The organism is Streptomyces albidus (ex Kaewkla and Franco 2022), from assembly GCF_013870515.1.
Lineage (GTDB): Bacteria > Actinomycetota > Actinomycetes > Streptomycetales > Streptomycetaceae > Streptomyces > Streptomyces albidus.
Genome location: NZ_JACBXA010000098.1, coordinates 1 through 19,035 on the forward strand (window position 1 = coordinate 1; position 19,035 = coordinate 19,035).

Genomic DNA, 19,035 nt, shown 5'->3' on the forward strand with positions numbered 1-19,035 from the left:
ATCGGTGTGCTGAAAAGCACTTCGCACCGCACACTCGCCGTCGGCCTCATGCGCGAACTCTCGGCCCCAGCGCGCTCGCGCCCGCACACGCAAGAGGCCCGGTCACCCCGTCAATCGGGGTGACCGGGCCTCCGAGGAACGTGGGGCCATCGAGCGCCCCGCCCTCGGTGCGAGCTACAGCCCTGCGGCCTTGCGCAGCGCGTCGACGCGGTCGGTGCGCTCCCAGGTGAAGTCGGGGAGCTCGCGGCCGAAGTGGCCGTACGCCGCGGTCTGCGCGTAGATCGGCCGCAGCAGGTCGAGGTCGCGGATGATGGCGGCGGGGCGGAGGTCGAAGACCTCGCTGATCGCCTGCTCGATCCTCTCGACGTCGATGCTGGCGGTGCCGAAGGTCTCGACGAACACGCCCACCGGCTCGGCCTTGCCGATCGCGTAGGCGACCTGGACCTCGCAGCGGGTGGCGAGCTCGGCCGCGACGACGTTCTTGGCGACCCAGCGCATCGCGTACGCCGCCGAGCGGTCGACCTTGGACGGGTCCTTGCCGGAGAAGGCGCCGCCGCCGTGGCGGGCCATGCCGCCGTAGGTGTCGACGATGATCTTCCGGCCGGTCAGACCGGCGTCACCCATGGGGCCGCCGATCTCGAAGCGGCCGGTGGGGTTGACCAGGAGGCGGTAGCCGCTGGTGTCCAGCTTCACGCCGTCCTCGACGAGACGCTTGAGCTCCGGCTCCACGACGTACTCGCGGATGTCGGGCGCGAGCAGGGAGTCGAGGTCGATGTCCGCGGCGTGCTGCGAGGAGACGACGACGGTGTCGAGACGGACGGCCTTGTCGCCCTCGTACTCGATCGTGACCTGCGTCTTCCCGTCGGGGCGCAGGTAGGGGATGGTGCCGTTCTTGCGGACGTCCGACAGGCGCTCGGAGAGCCGGTGCGCCAGCTGGACCGGAAGCGGCATGTACTCGGCGGTCTCGTCGCAGGCGTAGCCGAACATCAGGCCCTGGTCGCCGGCACCCTGCTTGTCGAGCTCGTCCTCGTCGCCTTCGACGCGGTTCTCGTAAGCGGTGTCGACACCTTGCGCGATGTCGGGGGACTGCGCGCCGATGGACTCGGAGACGCCGCAGGAGGCGCCGTCGAAGCCCTTCTTCGACGAGTCGTAGCCGATGTCGAGGATCTTGTTGCGCACCAGTGATGAGATGGGTGCGTACGCCTTGGTGGTCACTTCACCGGCGACGTGCACGAGGCCGGTGGTGATCAGAGTCTCGACCGCGACCCGCGAGTGCGGGTCTTCTTTGAGCAGTGCGTCGAGGATCGTGTCGCTGATCTGGTCAGCAATCTTGTCAGGATGACCCTCGGTCACAGATTCCGAGGTGAACAGACGGCGGGACACATCGCTCCCTGGGGTTGCAGCGGCTGCTGGCTATTTCTTGGGCGGACCGGCCGGGGGCTGCGCCCAACACGGTCCGCCGCCAGTTTATCCATCTACGGCCGCATCCAATCACGTAGCGCCGAATCTCGATACGACCATGACCTGCGCAAGCCCGTCCCCGGCCCTCCTCGCGGTGCCCGTGACGCGTTTTCGAGGTGTGGCACATGTCATGACTCGGCATCCCGTTCCGGGCGGGCGGAATGAGCGATTCCGGCCACCTCGGGACGAGCCGGCCGGCTCAGGGGAAGCGCAGCCCGATCAGGTCCCAGACCGTGTCCGAGAGCGCCTCCTTCGGGCCGTACGGGACGTGCGTCTCGCTTCCGTCCGCGCCGAGAACCACGGCCTCGCTCTCCTCCGCCCCGAACGTCTTGCGCTCCCCCACCTCGTTGACGACCAGCAGGTCGCAGCGCTTGCGGGCGAGCTTGGCCCGGCCGTTGGCGAGCACGTCCTCGGTCTCGGCTGCGAAGCCGACGACGATCTGCCCGGCACGGGGGCGGTCGGTGGACAGCTCGGCGAGGATGTCCGGGTTGCGCACGAGCGCGACAGGCTCCGGTTCGGCGTCGTTGCGCTTCTTGATCTTGCCGGGGGCGTAGACGGCGGGACGGAAGTCCGCGACGGCCGCCGCCATCACGACGGCGTCCGCGTCCTCGGCGGCCTTGATGACCGCCTCCCTCAGCTGGACGGCGGTCCCCACGGGCACCACGTCGACGCCCGCCGGAGCAGGCAGCTCGCTGTTGGCGGCGACCAGGGTGACGCGGGCGCCGCGCGCCACGGCCGTACGGGCCAGGGCGTACCCCTGCTTCCCCGAGGAGCGGTTGCCGAGGAAACGCACCGGGTCCAGCGGTTCGCGCGTCCCGCCGGCGCTGATCACCACATGCCGCCCCGAGAGATCGGTGCGCTCCGCCAACTCGCCGCGGGCCAGCACGCCGCGGCACACCTCGAAGACCGCCTCCGGCTCCGGGAAGCGCCCCTTGCCGGTGTCGGCACCGGTGAGGCGGCCCACCGCGGGCTCGATGACCAGGGCGCCCCTGCGGCGCAGCGTGGCGACGTTCTCCTGAGTGGCCGGGTGCTCCCACATCTCGGTGTGCATCGCGGGGGCGAAGATCACCGGACATCGAGCCGTGAGGAGTGTGTTGGTCAGCAGGTCGTCCGCCAGACCATGGGCGGCCTTCGCCAGGATGTCGGCGGTCGCGGGTGCGACGACGACGAGATCGGCGCCCTGCCCTATGCGCACGTGCGGGACCTCGTGCACCGACTCCCAGACATCGGTGGCGACGGGCCGGCCGGACAGAGCGGAGAAGGTCGCGGCCCCCACGAAGTGCAGAGCCGACTCCGTCGGAACCACCCGCGTCTCGTAGCCGCTCTCCGTCAGCCGCCGCAGCAGCTCGCACGCCTTGTAGGCGGCGATCCCTCCGCTGACCCCCAGGACGACCCTCGGCGTTCCTTGCGCGCGCTGATCCATCGCTCGCCTCTCCCCATGCGGTGCCTGACGGTGTCTGACGGCGCCGGGCGGACCCGGCCTTCCCACCTACACATGACACACCACGGGCCCGGCAGCCGCGCTGCCGGGCCCGTGGCCGGTGCTCACAAGTGCTCTACTGCGTGACCGGGACGTCGACTGCCTCGGAGGTCAGCAGGCCCGCGTTGATCTCGCGGAGAGCGATCGAGAGCGGCTTCTCGTGGACGTGGGTGTCCACCAGAGGGCCGACGTACTCGAGGAGACCCTCACCGAGCTGCGAGTAGTACGCGTTGATCTGGCGGGCGCGCTTGGCGGCGTAGATCACGAGGCTGTACTTCGAGTCGGTGGCTTCGAGCAGCTCATCAATCGGCGGGTTGATGATGCCCTCGGGCGTGGAGATGGAAGAGGACACGCTCTGCCTTCCGGAGGGGTGTGGTGAAGTTCAGAAAAAGATCAAGAATCAATCGATCCGCGTCAAGGCTAGCAGCTCGGCGCTGACGTCCTCGACCGAGGTATTGACAAGGGTGACGTCGAATTCTTCTTCGGCGGCCAGCTCTGTACGGGCGACGGCGAGCCTGCGATCGATGACCTCCGGCGGCTCGGTGCCGCGGCCGGTGAGGCGGCGCACCAGCTCCTCCCAGCTCGGCGGAGCGAGGAAGACGAGCCGCGCCGAGGGCATGGCCTGCTTGACCAGCCGCGCTCCCTGGAGATCGATCTCGAGCAGGACGGGCTCGTCCTGTTCCAGGTGGGAGAGGACGGCGCCGCGGGGGGTGCCGTAGCGGTTGCCCGCGAACTCGGCCCATTCGAGCAGCTCGCCGTTGGCGATCAGCTTGTCGAACTCCTCGTCGTCCACGAAGAAATACTGCACACCGTGGGTCTCGCCGGGCCGTGGCCGGCGGGTGGTGGCCGAGACGGAGAGCCAGACCTCTGGATGCGCTTTGCGCAGATGCGCGACGACCGTGCTCTTCCCGACGCCCGAAGGGCCGGAGAGCACGGTCAGCCGAGGCTTGCCGGCGGGAGGTTCCGGGGTGGCCCCCCGGGGGACTGCGGTACTCATGCAGTGATTATCCCGGTTTTCGGCGGTGCCTTGCCACCACGGCACCGTGAGCCGGAGCCCACGGTGCCGGTCACGAGCGGGTCAGGCGGACGCGCCGCCGAACTCCCGCTCCAGGGCGGCGATCTGGTTGGAGCCGAGGCCGCGCACGCGCCGGCTCTCGGAGATCCCGAGACGCTCCATGATCTGCTTGGCGCGGACCTTGCCGACGCCGGGCAGGCTTTCCAGGAGAGCACTGACCTTCATCTTGCCGATGACGTCGTTCTCCTGGCCCTGCTTGATCACATCGTGCAGGGTCGCGCCGGAGTGCTTCAGCCGGTTCTTGACCTCGGCGCGCTCCCGGCGAGCCGCGGCGGCCTTTTCGAGCGCGGCTGCGCGCTGTTCAGGGGTAAGGGGCGGAAGAGCCACGCCTACGTCACCTCAGTTAGAACTGTTGGAATGGATTCGGTGAGGCCCCGCCTGCGCGGAGCAATGAGCAACGCGCCTGTTCACGCCGCTCCCGACGGAGACTAGCGGCCCATGGCGCCTGAGTCAGCGAGAACTGCGGAAAAGTCCTGGTCAGACTCAAGTCGATCAGGGCATAAAGGGACAAACCATCCCAGTTAAAAGGTCAACTGCCCCCGATTTTGCGGGCGTCGGCGCTTGCGCAGGGCATCACCGCAGGTACGGAGCCGGTGTGGAGCGGCGGGGGGAGGAACGTATCGGCAACCGCTCACCGTCCCTCACGACGAACCTCGGACCGCCTCCGTCAGCAGACGCACCTCGGTCTCGGCGGCCGCGCGCAGCGGTCCGGCCGAGGGCCCGTGCCGCAGCACCCCTCTGCTGATGCTCGGCACGACGTTGCCCACGGCGTCGCCGAAGACCCGTGGCAGATCCGCCGCCGTCGCCCCCTGGGCACCGAGGCCGGGCGCCAGCAGCGGTCCGTTGACCGCGAGGTCGACGTCGCTCTCACGCAGCGTGCCGCCGAGGGTCGCACCGACGACGGCGCCGAACGACCCCAGCGGCTCGGCTCCTTCGTTCTCCGCGGCGAGGTGCCTCAGCACGGTCGCGGCCACACTGCGGCCGTCCGCGCGCACCGCGTGCTGCACCTCGGCGCCCTCGGGGTTGGAGGTGAGCGCGAGTACGAACAGGCCGCAGCCGCTCTCGCGTGCGCGGTCGACCGCGGGGGCGAGCGACCCGAACCCCAGGTAGGGGCTGACGGTCAGCGCGTCCGAGAAGAGCGCGGAGGACGGGTCCAGGAAGGCGTCGGCGTACGCGGCCATGGTCGAGCCGATGTCGCCGCGCTTGGCGTCCATGACGACCAGCGCCCCCGCGTCACGGGATTCGGTGACGGCCCGTTCCAGGACGGCGATGCCCCGCGAGCCGAACCGCTCGAAGAACGCCGACTGCGGCTTGAGCACGGCGACCCTGCCGGCCAGCGCCTCGACCACGGTGCGGGTGAAGCGCTCCAGCCCGGCGACGTCGTCGTTGAGGCCCCAGTCCGCCAGCAGGCCCGCATGCGGGTCGATGCCGACGCAGAGCGGTCCGCGCGCGTCCATGACGCGGCGCAGGCGGGCACCGAACGGCTCCTCGTGGATCATGCGGCATCGGCCTTCCGGTGTTCGGCGCCGACAGCTTCGGCGAGGGTGGCGTACGGGCTGGCCGCGAGCCGTGCCGCGAGCCCCTTGTGCAGGGCGCGGGTCCAGCCGGGGCCCTCATAGACGAAGGCGCTGTAACCCTGGACGAGCGTCGCACCCGCGAGGATGCGCTGCCAGAGGTCCTCGGCGTTCGTGACACCGCCGACGCCGATCAGGGTGACGCGGTCACCGACCCGCCCGTAGAGCCGGCGCAGCACCTCCAGCGAGCGCTCCCGTACCGGGGCGCCTGAGAGGCCGCCGGCCTCAGCGGTCAGGGACGGCTCGGAGGAGAGGCCGAGGCCGTCGCGCGCGATCGTGGTGTTGGTGGCGATGATGCCGTCCAGGCCCAGCTCCACCGCGAGATCGGCGACGGCGTCCACGTCCTCGTCGGCGAGATCGGGGGCGATCTTGACCAGCAGGGGGACGCGGCGCCCGTGGACGCTGCGGTCGGCCGCCTCCCTCACTGCGGTGAGCAGGGGGCGCAGCGCTTCGGTGGCCTGAAGAGCGCGCAGCCCGGGGGTGTTGGGCGAGGAGACGTTGACGACGAGGTAGTCCGCGTGCGCGGCGAGGCGCTGTGTGGAGGTGACGTAGTCGTCGACGGCTTCGGCCTCGGGAACCAGCTTCGTCTTGCCGATGTTGACGCCGAGGACCGCCGCCCGCGGTGCTTTGCCAGCTCGTGCCGCGCGAGCAGCGAGCCGTGCCGCGACCGCAGCCGAGCCGTCGTTGTTGAAGCCCATCCGGTTGATCAGCGCCCGGTCAGCCACGAGCCGGAAGAGCCGCCTGGGGGGATTCCCCGGCTGGGGCTGCCCAGTGACGGTGCCGACCTCGACGTGGTCGAAGCCGAGCATCGCCATCGCGTCGACGGCTTCCGCGTTCTTGTCGAAGCCGGCCGCCAGACCGAAGGGCCCCCGCATGCGCCGCCCCAGCGCCTCGATCTCCAACTCCTCGTGCCGGGGCGCCAGTACGGCCGCCACGAGCCCGCGCACGACGGGCAGCCGGGAAGCCAGCCGGATCAGTCCGAAGGCCAGCCGGTGGGCCTTCTCGGGATCCATCCGGGCGAAGACGGTCTGGAAGAGCAGGGAGTACATGCGGGCCTTCGTGAGCGTACGAACGGAGGGGTAGAGGGAGTAAGGAGAGGGACGGGTGGCCGGACAGAACGGGACTCAGGAGGACTTGCGTGCCGCCGTGAGGTGGGCGGCATGTTCCTGGAGTGAACGGACGCCCACCTCGCCGCGCGTGAGCGCCTCGATCCCCTGCACCGCGGCGGCCAGCGCCTGGACGGTGGTCAGGCAAGGAACCGCCCTGGCGACGGCGGCGGTGCGGATGTCGTAGCCGTCGAGCCGTCCGCCGGTGCCCCAGGGCGTGTTGACGATCAGGTCGACGTGGCCGCCGTGGATGAGCTGGACGACCGTCGGCTCGCCGTCGGGACCGCGGCCCTGGCTGTGCTTGCGTACGACGGTGGCGTTGAGGCCGTTGCGCTTGAGCACCTCGGCGGTGCCCGAGGTTGCCAGCAATTCGAAGCCCATGGCGACCAGTTCACGCGCGGGGAAGATCAGCGAACGCTTGTCGCGGTTGGCGACCGAGATGAAGGCGCGGCCCTTGGTGGGCAGCGCACCGTAGGCGGCCGCCTGGGACTTGGCGTAGGACGTGCCGAAGACGGAGTCGATGCCCATGACTTCGCCGGTCGAGCGCATCTCGGGGCCGAGGACGGTGTCCACGCCGCGCCCCTGGACGTCGCGGAAGCGGGTCCAGGGCAGCACGGCCTCCTTCACCGAGATCGGGGCGTCCATCGGCAGGTCGCCGCCGTCGCCGGCGGCCGGGAGCATTCCCTCTTGGCGCAGCTCGGCGATGGTCGAGCCCAGGGAGATGCGGGCGGCGGCCTTGGCCAGCGGAACGGCCGTGGCCTTGGAGGTGAAGGGCACCGTACGGGAGGCGCGTGGATTGGCTTCCAGGACGTAGAGGATGTCCCCGGACATCGCGAACTGGATGTTGATCAGCCCCCGTACGCCGACTCCCCGCGCGATGGCCTCGGTCGACGCCCGCAGCCGCTTGATGTCGTGGCCGCCGAGCGTGATCGGGGGAAGTGCGCAGGCGGAGTCCCCGGAGTGGATGCCCGCTTCCTCGATGTGCTCCATGACGCCGCCGAGGTAGAGCTCTCGCCCGTCGTAGAGGGCGTCCACGTCGATCTCGATGGCGTCGTCGAGGAACCGGTCGATGAGGACGGGGTGTTCGGAGATCAGGCCCGCGTGCCGCTCCAGATACCCGGCCAGCGAGGGCTCGTCGTAGACGATCTCCATGCCGCGCCCGCCGAGCACGTAGGAGGGGCGCACCATCACCGGGTAGTTGATCTCTGCGGCGATCACCTTGGCCTGCTCGAAGGAGTAGGCGGTGCCGTACTTGGGGGCCGGCAGGCCGGCCTCCTCCAGGACCCGCCCGAAGGCTCCGCGTTCCTCGGCGAGGTTGATCGCCTCGGGCGAAGTGCCCACGATCGGCACGCCGTTGTCCTTGAGCGCCTGTGCCAGTCCGAGCGGAGTCTGGCCGCCGAGCTGTACGACGACACCCGCGACGGGGCCGGCCGCCCGCTCGGCGTGCACGATCTCCAGCACGTCCTCGAGGGTGAGCGGCTCGAAGTAGAGCCGGTCGGAGGTGTCGTAGTCGGTGGAGACGGTCTCGGGGTTGCAGTTGACCATCACCGTCTCGTAGCCCGCCTCGCCCAGTGCGAAGGAGGCGTGCACGCAGGAGTAGTCGAACTCGATGCCCTGGCCGATGCGGTTGGGGCCCGAGCCGAGAATGATGACGGCGGGCTTCTCGCGCGGCGCGACCTCGCTCTCCTCGTCGTAGGAGGAGTAGAAGTAGGGCGTACGCGCGGCGAATTCGGCGGCGCAGGTGTCGACCGTCTTGTAGACGGGGCGGATGCCCAGCGCGTGCCTCACCTCCCGCACGACGTCCTCGCGCAGCGAACGTACGGCCGCGATCTGGGCGTCGGAGAAGCCGTAACGTTTGGCCTCTCCCAGCAGCTGGGGGCTCAACTCCGGTGCCGCCGCGACTTCTTCGGCGATCTCGTTGATCAGGAAGAGCTGGTCGGTGAACCAGGGGTCGATCTTCGTGGAGTCGAAGACCTCCTGCTGGGTGGCCCCTGCACGGATGGCGTCCATGACGGTGTTGATCCGGCCGTCCGTGGGACGGGCCGCCTTGGCCAGCAGCGCTTCCTTGTCGCCGGGAGGGGTGGCGAAGTCGAACTGGCTGCCCTTCTTCTCCAGCGAGCGCAGCGCCTTGTTGAGCGCCTCGGGGAAGTTGCGTCCGATCGCCATGGCCTCGCCGACCGACTTCATGGTGGTCGTGAGCGTGTCGTCGGCGGCCGGGAACTTCTCGAAGGCGAACCGCGGAGCCTTGACCACGACGTAGTCGAGAGAGGGCTCGAAGGAGGCGGGCGTCTGCTCGGTGATGTCGTTGGGGATCTCGTCGAGCGTGTAACCGACGGCCAGCTTCGCCGCGATCTTGGCGATGGGGAAGCCGGTGGCCTTCGAGGCGAGAGCGGAGGAGCGGGAGACCCTGGGGTTCATCTCGATCACCACGACGCGCCCGTCGGCGGGGTCCACGGCGAACTGGATGTTGCAGCCGCCGGTGTCGACGCCGACCTCGCGGATCACGGCGATCCCGACGTCGCGCAGGGTCTGGTACTCCCGGTCGGTGAGCGTCATCGCGGGCGCGACGGTGATGGAGTCGCCGGTGTGCACGCCCATCGGGTCGAAGTTCTCGATGGAGCAGACGACCACGACGTTGTCGTGCTTGTCGCGCATCAACTCCAGCTCGTACTCCTTCCATCCGAGGATGGACTCCTCCAGCAGCACCTCGGTGGTCGGCGAGAGGGTCAGCCCCTGACCGGCGATCCGGCGCAGCTCCTCCTCGTCGTGCGCGAAGCCGGAGCCCGCGCCGCCCATCGTGAAGGAGGGCCGCACGACGACGGGGTAGCCGCCCAGCCCGTCGACGCCGGCCAGCACCTCCTCCATCGAGTGGCAGATGACCGAACGTGCGGACTCGCCGTGGCCCGTGCGCGCCCGCACGGCTGCGACGACGTCCTTGAACTGGTCGCGGTCCTCACCCTTGTTGATGGCCTCGACGTTGGCGCCGATCAGCTCCACGCCGTACTCCGCCAGCGCGCCCGACTCGTTGAGCGCGATCGCGGTGTTCAGCGCCGTCTGGCCGCCGAGGGTGGGCAGAAGCGCGTCGGGGCGCTCCTTGGCGATGATCTTCTCGACGAACTCCGGGGTGATCGGCTCCACGTAGGTGGCGTCGGCGATCTCCGGGTCGGTCATGATCGTGGCCGGGTTGGAGTTGACCAGGATCACGCGCAGGCCCTCGGCCTTGAGGACCCGGCATGCCTGCGTGCCGGAGTAGTCGAACTCGGCGGCCTGACCGATGACGATCGGGCCCGAGCCGATGACCAGAACGGACTGGATATCGGTGCGCTTAGGCACGCTGGCCCTCCATGTGCTGGGTGGTGCTGTGCTGGTGGTCCGGGTCGCCGCCCATGAGCGCGACGAAACGGTCGAAGAGGTAGGCGGCGTCGTGCGGTCCGGCCGCGGCCTCGGGGTGGTACTGGACGCTGAAGGCCGGCCGGTCCAGCAGGCGCAGGCCCTCGACCACGTCGTCGTTGAGGCAGACGTGGGAGACCTCGGCGCGCCCGTAGGGCGTCTCGCTGACCGCGTCCAGCGGGGCGTCGACGGCGAACCCGTGGTTGTGCGCGGTGACTTCGACCTTCCCCCCGGCCCAGGTGCCCTCGGAGCTGCGCTCCTGTACGGGCTGGTTCACGCCGCGGTGGCCGTACTTGAGCTTGAACGTGCCGAAGCCCAGGGCACGTCCGAGGATCTGGTTGCCGAAGCAGATGCCGAACAGGGGCGTGCCGCGTTCCAGCACCTCGCGCATCAGCGCGACGGGGTGCTCGGCGGTGGCGGGGTCGCCGGGCCCGTTGGAGAAGAAGACACCGTCGGGTTCGACGGCGTAGACGTCCTCGGCGCGGGCGTCCGCAGGCAGCACGTGCACCTCTATTCCGCGTTCGGCCATCCTCTGGGGGGTCATGCCCTTGATGCCCAGGTCGACGGCGGCGACGGTGAAGCGCTTGGTGCCCTGCGCCGGTACGACGTACGGCACCTTCGTGGCCACCTCGCCGCACAGGTCGGCGCCCGCCATCGCGGGGGCGGACCGTACGCGCTCCAGCAGCGTCGCCTCGCCGGCTGCGGCCGCCTCGCCGGAGAAGATGCCGACCCGCATCGCGCCGCGCTCCCGCAGGTGGCGGGTCAGCGCACGCGTGTCGACGCCGCTGATGCCGACGACACCCTGCGCGGTCAGCTCCTCGTCCAGGGTACGCACGGAGCGCCAGTTGGAGGGCGTGCGTGCGGGATCGCGGACGACGTATCCGGCGACCCAGATCCGTGTGGACTCGGGGTCCTCGTCGTTGATTCCGGTGTTGCCGATGTGCGGGGCCGTCATGACGACCACCTGCCGGTGGTAGGAGGGGTCGGTGAGCGTCTCCTGGTACCCGGTCATGCCGGTGTTGAAGACCGCTTCGCCGAAGGTCTCCCCCACGGCGCCGTAGGCGCGTCCGCGGAAGCTGCGGCCGTCCTCCAGGACGAGTACGGCGGGAGTCCTGGCAGCCCGCCCGGTGGAGGTCGTCATCATGTGTCCCTCTCAGGGGTTACTGCGTGGTGGTACGTGCCGGCGGCGCCGTTGTCGCCGGCCAGGTCGTTGATCCGCTCGGTCCACTCCGCGTGCCCGGCGGCGCGGTCGAAGCGGAAGCCGGAGTCGAGGTTCCTGCTCCCGTGCTCCCAAGTGATCACCAGCAGGCCGCCCTCGGTGAGGACCTTGCCGGCGATGCCCTTCTCCAGCCGGGCACCGCGCAACCGGTCTGCCGGAATGAAGAAGTCCCGGGCACCGGGGCGTTCGACGTCCACTCCCGCTTCGGTGAGGGTGAGGACGGCGCGGCTGCGGGTGCCCAGACCCTGCGCGACGATCCGGTCGAGCCACTGCCCCGCCGAGGTGGAGCCGTGGTAGCGGCCGGTCGCCTCCAGCAGGACCTCGCCGTCCGCGCCCTCGGGGGACGCGGGCAGCTCGGGCAGGTCGCCCTGGAGGGTGCCGCGCCACTTCCAGCCCTGGCGCATCAGCCAGTACAGCAGCGCGACGAACAGCACGAGCCCGACGACCCAGCCGATGCGGGCCGCCCAGTCGGTGACCTCCTGCGATCTGGGCTCTGCGGCCAGAGAGGCGAGGTGTTGTGCGTTCACGCCAGCTTCCCGTCCACGACTGTCGCCCGTCCCCGCAGCCATGTGTGCGTGACGCGCCCCGGCAGCTCGCGGCCCTCGTAGGGGGTGTTGCGGCTGCGGGAGGCGAAGCCCGCGGGGTCCACCCGACCACGGTAGTCCGGGTCGAGGAGCAGCAGGTTCGCGGGTTCACCTGCGGCGACGGGCCGTCCCTGGCCGTTGAGGTGGCTGATGGCGGCCGGACGGTGGGACATCCGCTCGGCGATGCCGCTCCAGTCCAGCAGGCCGGTGTCCACCATCGTGTGCTGGAGGACCGGCAGCGCCGTCTCCAGGCCGACCATGCCCATGGCTGCCGCGCCCCACTCGCAGTCCTTGTCCTCGTGGGGGTGCGGGGCGTGGTCCGTCGCGACGCAGTCGATGGTGCCGTCGGCGAGCGCCTCGCGCAGGGCGTGTACGTCCGCCTCGGTGCGCAGCGGCGGGTTCACCTTGTAGACGGGGTCGTAGGAGCGTACGAGCTCGTCCGTCAGCAGCAGGTGGTGCGGGGTGACTTCGGCGGTGACCTGCCAGCCCTTGGACTTGGCCCAGCGGACGAGTTCGACGGAGCCCGCCGTGGACAGGTGGCAGATGTGCACGCGGGAGCCGACGTGTGCGGCGAGCAGCACGTCCCGGGCGATGATCGACTCCTCCGCGACGGCGGGCCAGCCGCCCAGGCCGAGCTCGGCGGAGACGACGCCCTCGTTCATCTGGGCGCCCTCCGTCAGCCGCGGCTCCTGCGCGTGCTGGGCGATGACGCCGTCGAAGGCCTTCACGTACTCCAGGGCCCGGCGCATGATCACCGCGTCGTCGACGCACTTGCCGTCGTCCGAGAAGACCCGCACCCCCGCGGCGGAGTCGTGCATGGCACCCAGTTCGGCGAGCTGCTTGCCCTCGAGGCCGACGGTCACCGCGCCGACGGGCTGCACGTCGCAGTAGCCCGACTCGCGGCCCAGCCGCCACACCTGTTCGACGACGCCTGCGGTGTCGGCGACGGGGAAGGTGTTGGCCATCGCGTGCACCGCGGTGAAGCCGCCCCTGGCGGCGGCCTTGGTACCGGTCAGCACGGTCTCGGAGTCCTCGCGGCCCGGTTCGCGCAGATGCGTGTGCAGATCGACGAGGCCGGGCAGCAGGATCCTGCCGTCCGCTTCGACGACCTCCGCGCCCGAGGCGCTGAGGCCGCTGCCCACCCCGGCTACGGTCTCGCCCTCGATCAGTACGTCCTGAGGCTCGCCACCGAGAACCCGGGCACCCCGGAGAAGCGTCTTGCGGATGGTCTGCGTCCTGGCTGCCATGATCAGTCGTTCTCCTCGGTGCGGGCGGCGGTTTCCGTGGACTCCGTGGACATGGAGGCGGGGTGCGAGCCGGAGACGGCGGGTTCGGCGCCGCCCAGCAGCAGATAGAGCACGGCCATCCGGATGCTGACGCCGTTGGCGACCTGCTCGACGACCGTGCACCGGGGTGAGTCGGCGACCTCGGCCGTGATCTCCATGCCCCGGTTCATCGGACCGGGGTGCATCACGACGGCGTGCTCGGGCATCCGTGCCATGCGCTGGCCGTCCAGTCCGTAGCGGCGGGCGTACTCGCGCTCGGTCGGGAAGAAGGCGGCGTTCATCCGCTCGCTCTGGACGCGCAGCATCATCACGGCGTCGGACTTGGAGAGGACGGCGTCCAGGTCGTAGCTCACCTCGCAGGGCCAGCTCCCGACCCCGACCGGCACGAGCGTCGGCGGCGCGACCAGGGTCACCTCCGCTCCGAGCGTGCTGAGCAGGTGGACGTTGGAGCGGGCGACGCGGCTGTGCAGGACATCGCCGACGATGGTGATGCGCCGTCCCGAGAGGTCGCCCTCGCCGCCTGCGAGACGGCGGCGCATGGTGAAGGCGTCCAGCAGGGCCTGGGTGGGGTGTTCGTGCGTGCCGTCGCCGGCGTTGACGACCGAACCGCCGATCCACCCGGAGGTCGCCAGCCGGTGGGGCGCACCGGAGCCGTGGTGACGGATGACGACGGCGTCCGCGCCCATCGCCTCGAGCGTCAGCGCCGTGTCCTTGAGCGACTCGCCCTTGGAGACGGAGGAGCCCTTGGCGGAAAAGTTGATGACGTCCGCCGACAGCCGCTTGGCGGCGGCCTCGAAGGAGATCCGGGTGCGCGTCGAGTCCTCGAAGAAGAGATTGACGACGGTGCGGCCGCGCAGGGTCGGCAGCTTCTTGATGGGCCGGTCCGCGACCCGCGCCATCTCCTCGGCGGTGTCGAGGATCAGCACGGCGTCGTCGCGGGTGAGATCGGCGGCCGAGATGAGGTGACGCTTCATCTGTTGCCTTCCCTGGGTTCTGTGGCCGGTGGATGGGGCGCGGGCGGGGCGTATGAGGTTGGCCGCCGCCGCACGGCGGTGTGCGGGCATGCGGGCGCGCCGTGCGTCGGGACTTGCGGGCGCGGGAGGGCTGAGGCAGCGGGGGCCCGTGCGGGCGTACCGGGACCGCTAGCGCTCGGCGTGACGTTCTGCGTGACGTCCCACGGTCGCTTCGCCCGCCGCGGCAGCCCCGAGCATGACGCCGTCGCGGCCGTCCTCCTCGGTGAGCTGGACCTTGACCGTCTCCCGCAGAGAGGTGGGGAGGTTCTTGCCGACGTAGTCCGCACGGATGGGCAGTTCGCGGTGACCGCGGTCGACGAGGACGGCGAGCTGAACCGCACGAGGGCGGCCGATGTCACCCAGAGCATCCAAAGCGGCACGGATGGTACGTCCGGAGAAGAGCACGTCGTCGACGAGGATCACCAGTCGTCCGTCGACGCCGTCGGCGGGGATCTCGGTGCGCGCCAGAGCGCGGGCGGGGCCGAGCCTGAGGTCGTCGCGGTACATGGTGATGTCGAGCGATCCGTGCGGAACGGGCCGCCCGGTGATCTCCGCGAGCTTGTCCGCCAGCCGTCCGGCCAGGAAGACACCGCGGGTGGGAATTCCGAGAAGCACCACGTCATCGGCGCCTTTGGCGCGTTCGACGATCTCGTGGGCGATGCGGGTGAGGACGCGGGCGATGTCCGGCGCCTCGAGAACGGGGCGGCCGGTTTCGGCTCCCCTGCTACTGCTGTCCATACGAAAAGGACCTCCTTCCCCGCCTCACTGGACGGGCCTTAAAGGACGCCTGAGCTGTCAGAGCCACGGTACCAGGGGTACACAGAACACCTGGAAGGGGCCTTGACGGAGGCCGGAAGGCCGCGTTCCGCGCACCTTCGGAAGGTTACTCGGCGTTCGGCTTGACGGCGGACATTACGCTGCGTAACCTCACAGTGAGTTACCACTTTCTCGTCCGCGGGGAGCCCATATGTCCAGCGAATACGCCAAGCAGCTCGGAGCCAAGCTCCGCGCCATCCGCACCCAGCAGGGCCTCTCCCTCCACGGTGTCGAGGAGAAGTCCCAGGGCCGATGGAAGGCGGTCGTGGTCGGTTCGTACGAACGCGGCGACCGCGCAGTCACCGTTCAGCGCCTCGCTGAGCTGGCAGATTTCTACGGTGTGCCCGTGCAGGAGCTCCTTCCGGGCACCACTCCGGGCGGGGCCGCCGAGCCGCCGCCGAAGCTCGTGCTCGACCTGGAGCGCCTGGCACACGTGCCGGCCGAGAAGGCGGGCCCCCTCCAGCGGTACGCCGCCACGATCCAGTCCCAGCGCGGTGACTACAACGGCAAGGTCCTCTCCATCCGCCAGGACGACCTGCGTACGCTCGCCGTGATCTACGACCAGTCCCCCTCGGTCCTGACCGAGCAGCTGATCAGCTGGGGCGTGCTCGACGCTGACGCGCGCCGCGCCGTCGCCCACGAGGACGCGTAAGCATCTGACAGCTTTCCCGGCGGAGGAAGGCGACTGAAGAAACGTGCCGCCGCCTGTGTGCCGTCCCCTTCGGGGGCGGTCGCAGGCGGCGGCTTTGTCATGTGCGGCAGGCGCGCGTGAACGTGCCTGCCTACGGAGCAGGAAGCGCCTCGGCGCGGCCCGGCAGTGCCGAACCGCGCCGAGGCGCCCGGAAGATGAGGCCGGTCAGCGCCGAAGGGTGGGCTTGAGGTCCTTCAGACGTCCGAGCAGGCCGTTGATGAAGGCCGGCGAGTCATCGGTGGAGAACTCCCTGGCGATGTCCAACGCCTCGTCGATGACCACCGCTTCCGGGACGTCTTCCGACCAGATCAGCTCGTAGGCCGCCAGGCGGAGGATGCAGCGGTCGGCGACGGGCATCCGGTCCAGCGTCCAGCCAACCGAGTACGTCGAGATCAGCTCGTCGATGCGCGGAGCGTTCTGCGCATATCCCTCGATGAGCTCCATCGTGTACTCGCTGACGGGCGGCTGCCGTTCGTCGGTCCCGGCGTGACGGATCCAGTCGGCGAGGACGTCGGTCGCGGTGCTCCCCCGCTGGTCGGCCTCGAAGATGATCTGGAAGGCACGCTTACGGGCCTTGTTGCGGGCAGCCACGGTTAGCTGTTCACCCGGCCGAGGTATTCACCGGAACGGGTGTCGACCTTGATCTTTTCACCCGTGGTGATGAAGAGGGGAACGCCGACCTCGTAACCCGTCTCCAGGCGCGCGGGCTTGGAGCCACCGGTGGAGCGGTCGCCCTGAACGCCGGGCTCGGTGTGCTCGATGATCAGCTCGACGGCGGCGGGCAGCTCCACGAAGAGAGCCTCACCCTGGTACATGGCGACCGTGGCCTCGAAGCCCTCCAGCAGATAGTTGGCGGTGTCGCCGACGATCTCGGGGGTGACGTGGATCTGGTCGTAGGTCTCCATGTCCATGAAGACGTAGTACTCGCCGTCCTTGTACGAGAACTGCATTCCGCGTCGGTCCACGGTCGCGGTATCGACCTTGGTGCCCGCGTTGAACGTCTTGTCGACGGTCTTGCCGGACATGACGTTCTTCAGCTTCGTACGGACAAAGGCGGGACCCTTGCCTGGCTTGACGTGCTGGAACTCGACGACGGACCAGAGCTGGCCGCCGTCGAGCTTGAGCACCATGCCGTTCTTGAGGTCGTTCGTGGATGCCACGGTTGCGGAATCTCCTGAGACTGCTGCTGCGGGAACCAGAGCGCTGCCCGGCCCCTTCACCCCGTCAGAGGCTAGAGAGCGAGCAGCTCTTTGGTCGTGATGGTGAGTAGCTCGGGTCCGCCGTCCGCCGCTGGGCGGACGACGAGCGTGTCGTCGATCCGGACACCGCCCTGGCCCGGTAGATGGACCCCGGGCTCGATGGTGACCGGCACACAAGCGTCCAGTTTACCCATGGCCCCTGGTGACAGCCGAGGGTCCTCACTGATTTCCAGGCCCACCCCGTGGCCTGTCACGAACCCGAGCGCTCCCGCGTGCCCGGCCGCATCGAGCACCTGACGTGTCGCCCGGTCGACGTCACTGCAGGCCGTGCCCGGTGTGAGGGCTTCCCGGCCTGCCCGCTGGGCGGCGAAGACGATGTCGTAAAGCTCGACCTGCCAGTCCTCGGGCGCCGTTCCGATCACGAACGTCCGGCCGATCTGGCAGCGGTAGCCGTGATATTGGGCACCCAGCCGCACCGAGAGGAAGTCGCCCTCCTCCACGCGGCGGTCGGTGGGACGGTGCTGTCCGAGACCTGAGTTGCGGCCCGTGGCCACGGAAGTGGGGAAGGCGGAGCCTTCCGCTCCGTGATCGATGAGCCGGCGCTCCAGTTCGAGGGCGAGATGCCGTTCGGTGCGACCGACGAGGATCGACTCCAGCAGCTCGCCCAGCGCCTGGTCGGTGATCTCGGCAGCGATGCGCAGGGCGGCGATCTCCTCCTCGTCCTTGACGACGCGCTGCTGTTCGACGGGGCACGCCAGGCCGGTGAGGTGGAGCCCGTCGGCGACCGAGGCCATCGCCCGGTGCCGGGCGACGGTGATGTGGTGCTCCTCCACGGCGAGACTGCGCGCGCCTGCCGAGACGGCGAGGTCCGCGGCCGCCACCGCCGTATCGCCCTCGCAGTTCTCGAGCCGGTCCGTGCGCAGGTCGTCGGAGGAGGAGCCTCCGTGGTGTTGAAGGGAGGTCTCCGGATTCGCGGGGCCCAGGAGAGTGTCGACGCCGTCGGGCCCGAGCAGCAGTGCCGATCCGTGCGGCGGACGGCCGGTCAGATAGCGGATGTTGGCGGGCCGGGTCACCAGCACCGCGTCGGCGGGACCGTCCTGCGGGGCGCTCGCGGCGCAGCGCTCACGGAGCAGGGCGCGGCGAGCCACATGGACCTCGGACATGGTGCCGAGCCTACGGAGCCGGGGCGGCGGGGGCAGTCCGTGCGGGGCCGTGCGGGCGACGGAGGGGCCTGGCGCCGGGGTGCGGGACGGTGGAGCGAGGGTCGGCGAGGTGCGGGACGGCGGTGCGTGGGGCCGGCTCCGGAAGGCCGGGCCGAGCTGACCGGATCACCGGATGCGGGTGGTTCAGCGGCCGCCGTCTGCGTACGACCGGCGTTCGTCCAGCGGGTGACTCACCAGGGCGGCGGGCTGGCGAGGCTTCGGGCGACGACGTCGTCGAGCATGCGGGCCGTGGTGGCGATGTCCTGGCGGGAGTTGTCGATGATGGGCAGGCCCGACCCGTACCAGCCGGCCATGCGGCCGTGGATGTTGGCGACCTCTTCGTCGCTCAGACGCCGGTTCCCGCTGCGGCTGGCATTGCGCTCCAGCACGATCTCCAGGCCCGGGAGCAGCACGACCGGGATCATCCCCGGCCCGACGTGCCGCTTCCATCCGCCGAGCCCGACGACGGGGCGGTCAGGGAAGACGGCGTCGTCGAGGATGCAGGAGATTCCGTTGGCCAGGAAGTTGCGGGCGGCGAAGCCGCAGGTGCGGCGGGCCAGCCGGTACTGCGCCTCGGAGTGGTCGTTCCAGCCGCTCTGCGGATCGGCAAAGCCGGAGCGGACCCATTCGCGTACGTCGTCGAGGCTGATGTGCGAGGTGGGCACCGCCCGGCGGTCTGCCCAGTAGCGGGCGACCGAGGTCTTGCCCGCGCCGGCGGGGCCGATCAGCAGGACGGCGACGGCGGCGCGTGAGGCGTCCAGCTGGGCCGGATCGGTGTCGGGCGCCGGTATTTCGACGCGGGCGCCTCTGGAGAGCAGCAGATGACCGGTGGACTCGGTCGGGGGGACCTCCAGATCGCCCGCGTGCCGTCCGTCATGCCGGGCCGGAGGTGCCTGCGGCACCGGCGGCGGGGCCCCCGGCGCCGGAGGCTGCGAAGGC

At 70.0% G+C, this 19,035-nt stretch carries 18 protein-coding genes; 1 reads left to right on the plus strand and 17 read right to left on the minus strand.

Going from position 1 to position 19,035, the window contains the following annotated elements; all coding sequences use genetic code 11:
* Window positions 1-174 precede the first annotated feature (174 nt).
* From metK to pyrR, 13 genes are all read right to left on the minus strand, one after another.
* Window positions 175-1,383, minus strand: coding sequence for a methionine adenosyltransferase (gene metK, locus H5J26_RS16245; protein ID WP_181766579.1), 1,209 nt, complete (start codon window positions 1,381-1,383; stop codon window positions 175-177).
* Window positions 1,384-1,660: 277 nt separating this feature from the next.
* A complete protein-coding gene (coaBC, locus tag H5J26_RS16250) occupies window positions 1,661-2,884 on the minus strand; it encodes a bifunctional phosphopantothenoylcysteine decarboxylase/phosphopantothenate--cysteine ligase CoaBC (RefSeq protein ID WP_181766580.1) in 1,224 nt (407 codons plus the stop codon).
* A 133-nt stretch (window positions 2,885-3,017) separates the two neighbouring features.
* Entirely contained in the window at window positions 3,018-3,293 is a 276-nt protein-coding gene (gene rpoZ / locus H5J26_RS16255; protein ID WP_028431631.1) for a DNA-directed RNA polymerase subunit omega, read from the minus strand.
* A 48-nt stretch (window positions 3,294-3,341) separates the two neighbouring features.
* Entirely contained in the window at window positions 3,342-3,938 is a 597-nt protein-coding gene (gmk, locus tag H5J26_RS16260; protein WP_181766581.1) for a guanylate kinase, read from the minus strand.
* Window positions 3,939-4,019: 81 nt separating this feature from the next.
* Window positions 4,020-4,343 carry an integration host factor, actinobacterial type gene (gene mihF / locus H5J26_RS16265; protein WP_028431629.1) on the minus strand — a complete coding sequence of 108 codons (324 nt, stop codon included), beginning with the start codon at window positions 4,341-4,343 and terminating at the stop codon, window positions 4,020-4,022.
* A gap of 314 nt (window positions 4,344-4,657) precedes the next feature.
* A complete protein-coding gene (gene pyrF / locus H5J26_RS16270) occupies window positions 4,658-5,515 on the minus strand; it encodes an orotidine-5'-phosphate decarboxylase (protein ID WP_181766582.1) in 858 nt (285 codons plus the stop codon).
* Window positions 5,512-6,639 (minus strand): quinone-dependent dihydroorotate dehydrogenase, encoded by a 1,128-nt coding sequence (locus tag H5J26_RS16275; protein WP_181766583.1) that lies wholly within the window; start codon window positions 6,637-6,639, stop codon window positions 5,512-5,514. Before H5J26_RS16275 ends, pyrF begins: the two co-directional genes overlap by 4 nt.
* Window positions 6,640-6,714: 75 nt before the next feature.
* Window positions 6,715-10,029, minus strand: coding sequence for a carbamoyl-phosphate synthase large subunit (gene carB / locus H5J26_RS16280; RefSeq protein ID WP_181766584.1), 3,315 nt, complete (start codon window positions 10,027-10,029; stop codon window positions 6,715-6,717).
* A complete protein-coding gene (gene carA / locus H5J26_RS16285) occupies window positions 10,022-11,227 on the minus strand; it encodes a glutamine-hydrolyzing carbamoyl-phosphate synthase small subunit (RefSeq protein ID WP_181766592.1) in 1,206 nt (401 codons plus the stop codon). Before carA ends, carB begins: the two co-directional genes overlap by 8 nt.
* Complete coding sequence (locus H5J26_RS16290; RefSeq protein ID WP_181766585.1) at window positions 11,227-11,832, minus strand: hypothetical protein; 606 nt, start codon at window positions 11,830-11,832, stop codon at window positions 11,227-11,229. Before H5J26_RS16290 ends, carA begins: the two co-directional genes overlap by 1 nt.
* Window positions 11,829-13,115, minus strand: coding sequence for a dihydroorotase (locus H5J26_RS16295; RefSeq protein WP_181766593.1), 1,287 nt, complete (start codon window positions 13,113-13,115; stop codon window positions 11,829-11,831). Before H5J26_RS16295 ends, H5J26_RS16290 begins: the two co-directional genes overlap by 4 nt.
* A 23-nt stretch (window positions 13,116-13,138) precedes the next feature.
* Window positions 13,139-14,149: an aspartate carbamoyltransferase catalytic subunit gene (locus H5J26_RS16300; protein WP_181766586.1), complete on the minus strand. Its 1,011-nt coding sequence runs from the start codon at window positions 14,147-14,149 to the stop codon at window positions 13,139-13,141.
* 168 nt (window positions 14,150-14,317) lie between these two features.
* Window positions 14,318-14,926, minus strand: a complete 609-nt coding sequence (gene pyrR, locus H5J26_RS16305) for a bifunctional pyr operon transcriptional regulator/uracil phosphoribosyltransferase PyrR (RefSeq protein ID WP_181766587.1) — start codon at window positions 14,924-14,926, stop codon at window positions 14,318-14,320.
* 229 nt (window positions 14,927-15,155) lie between these two features.
* Between pyrR and bldD the strand changes: the two genes are divergently transcribed.
* The gene (bldD, locus tag H5J26_RS16310; protein ID WP_028431622.1) at window positions 15,156-15,656 is read left to right on the plus strand and encodes a transcriptional regulator BldD; all 501 of its coding nucleotides are present in this window, start codon (window positions 15,156-15,158) and stop codon (window positions 15,654-15,656) included.
* A 204-nt stretch (window positions 15,657-15,860) separates the two neighbouring features.
* Here bldD and nusB read toward each other — a convergent pair whose 3' ends face one another.
* The 4 genes from nusB to H5J26_RS16330 all read right to left on the minus strand — a co-directional run.
* Window positions 15,861-16,286: a transcription antitermination factor NusB gene (gene nusB / locus H5J26_RS16315; RefSeq protein WP_181766588.1), complete on the minus strand. Its 426-nt coding sequence runs from the start codon at window positions 16,284-16,286 to the stop codon at window positions 15,861-15,863.
* A 2-nt stretch (window positions 16,287-16,288) separates the two neighbouring features.
* Window positions 16,289-16,855: an elongation factor P gene (efp, locus tag H5J26_RS16320; protein ID WP_181766589.1), complete on the minus strand. Its 567-nt coding sequence runs from the start codon at window positions 16,853-16,855 to the stop codon at window positions 16,289-16,291.
* Window positions 16,856-16,926: 71 nt separating this feature from the next.
* Window positions 16,927-18,057 (minus strand): aminopeptidase P family protein, encoded by a 1,131-nt coding sequence (locus tag H5J26_RS16325; RefSeq protein ID WP_181766590.1) that lies wholly within the window; start codon window positions 18,055-18,057, stop codon window positions 16,927-16,929.
* 230 nt (window positions 18,058-18,287) lie between these two features.
* On the minus strand, window positions 18,288-19,035 hold a 748-nt coding region (locus H5J26_RS16330), incomplete at its 5' end, for an AAA family ATPase (RefSeq protein ID WP_235980758.1).

Excerpts from the sequence above, each read along its gene's own strand:
- coaBC (WP_181766580.1), bottom strand. The coding sequence starts at position 2,884 with ATGGATCAGCGCGCGCAAGGAACGCCGAGGGTCGTCCTGGGGGTCAGC.
- gmk (WP_181766581.1), bottom strand. The coding sequence starts at position 3,938 with ATGAGTACCGCAGTCCCCCGGGGGGCCACCCCGGAACCTCCCGCCGGC.
- pyrF (WP_181766582.1), bottom strand. The coding sequence starts at position 5,515 with ATGATCCACGAGGAGCCGTTCGGTGCCCGCCTGCGCCGCGTCATGGAC.
- H5J26_RS16275 (WP_181766583.1), bottom strand. The coding sequence starts at position 6,639 with ATGTACTCCCTGCTCTTCCAGACCGTCTTCGCCCGGATGGATCCCGAG.
- carA (WP_181766592.1), bottom strand. The coding sequence starts at position 11,227 with ATGACGACCTCCACCGGGCGGGCTGCCAGGACTCCCGCCGTACTCGTC.
- H5J26_RS16300 (WP_181766586.1), bottom strand. The coding sequence starts at position 14,149 with ATGAAGCGTCACCTCATCTCGGCCGCCGATCTCACCCGCGACGACGCC.
- pyrR (WP_181766587.1), bottom strand. The coding sequence starts at position 14,926 with ATGGACAGCAGTAGCAGGGGAGCCGAAACCGGCCGCCCCGTTCTCGAG.
- bldD (WP_028431622.1), top strand. The coding sequence starts at position 15,156 with ATGTCCAGCGAATACGCCAAGCAGCTCGGAGCCAAGCTCCGCGCCATC.
- H5J26_RS16325 (WP_181766590.1), bottom strand. The coding sequence starts at position 18,057 with ATGTCCGAGGTCCATGTGGCTCGCCGCGCCCTGCTCCGTGAGCGCTGC.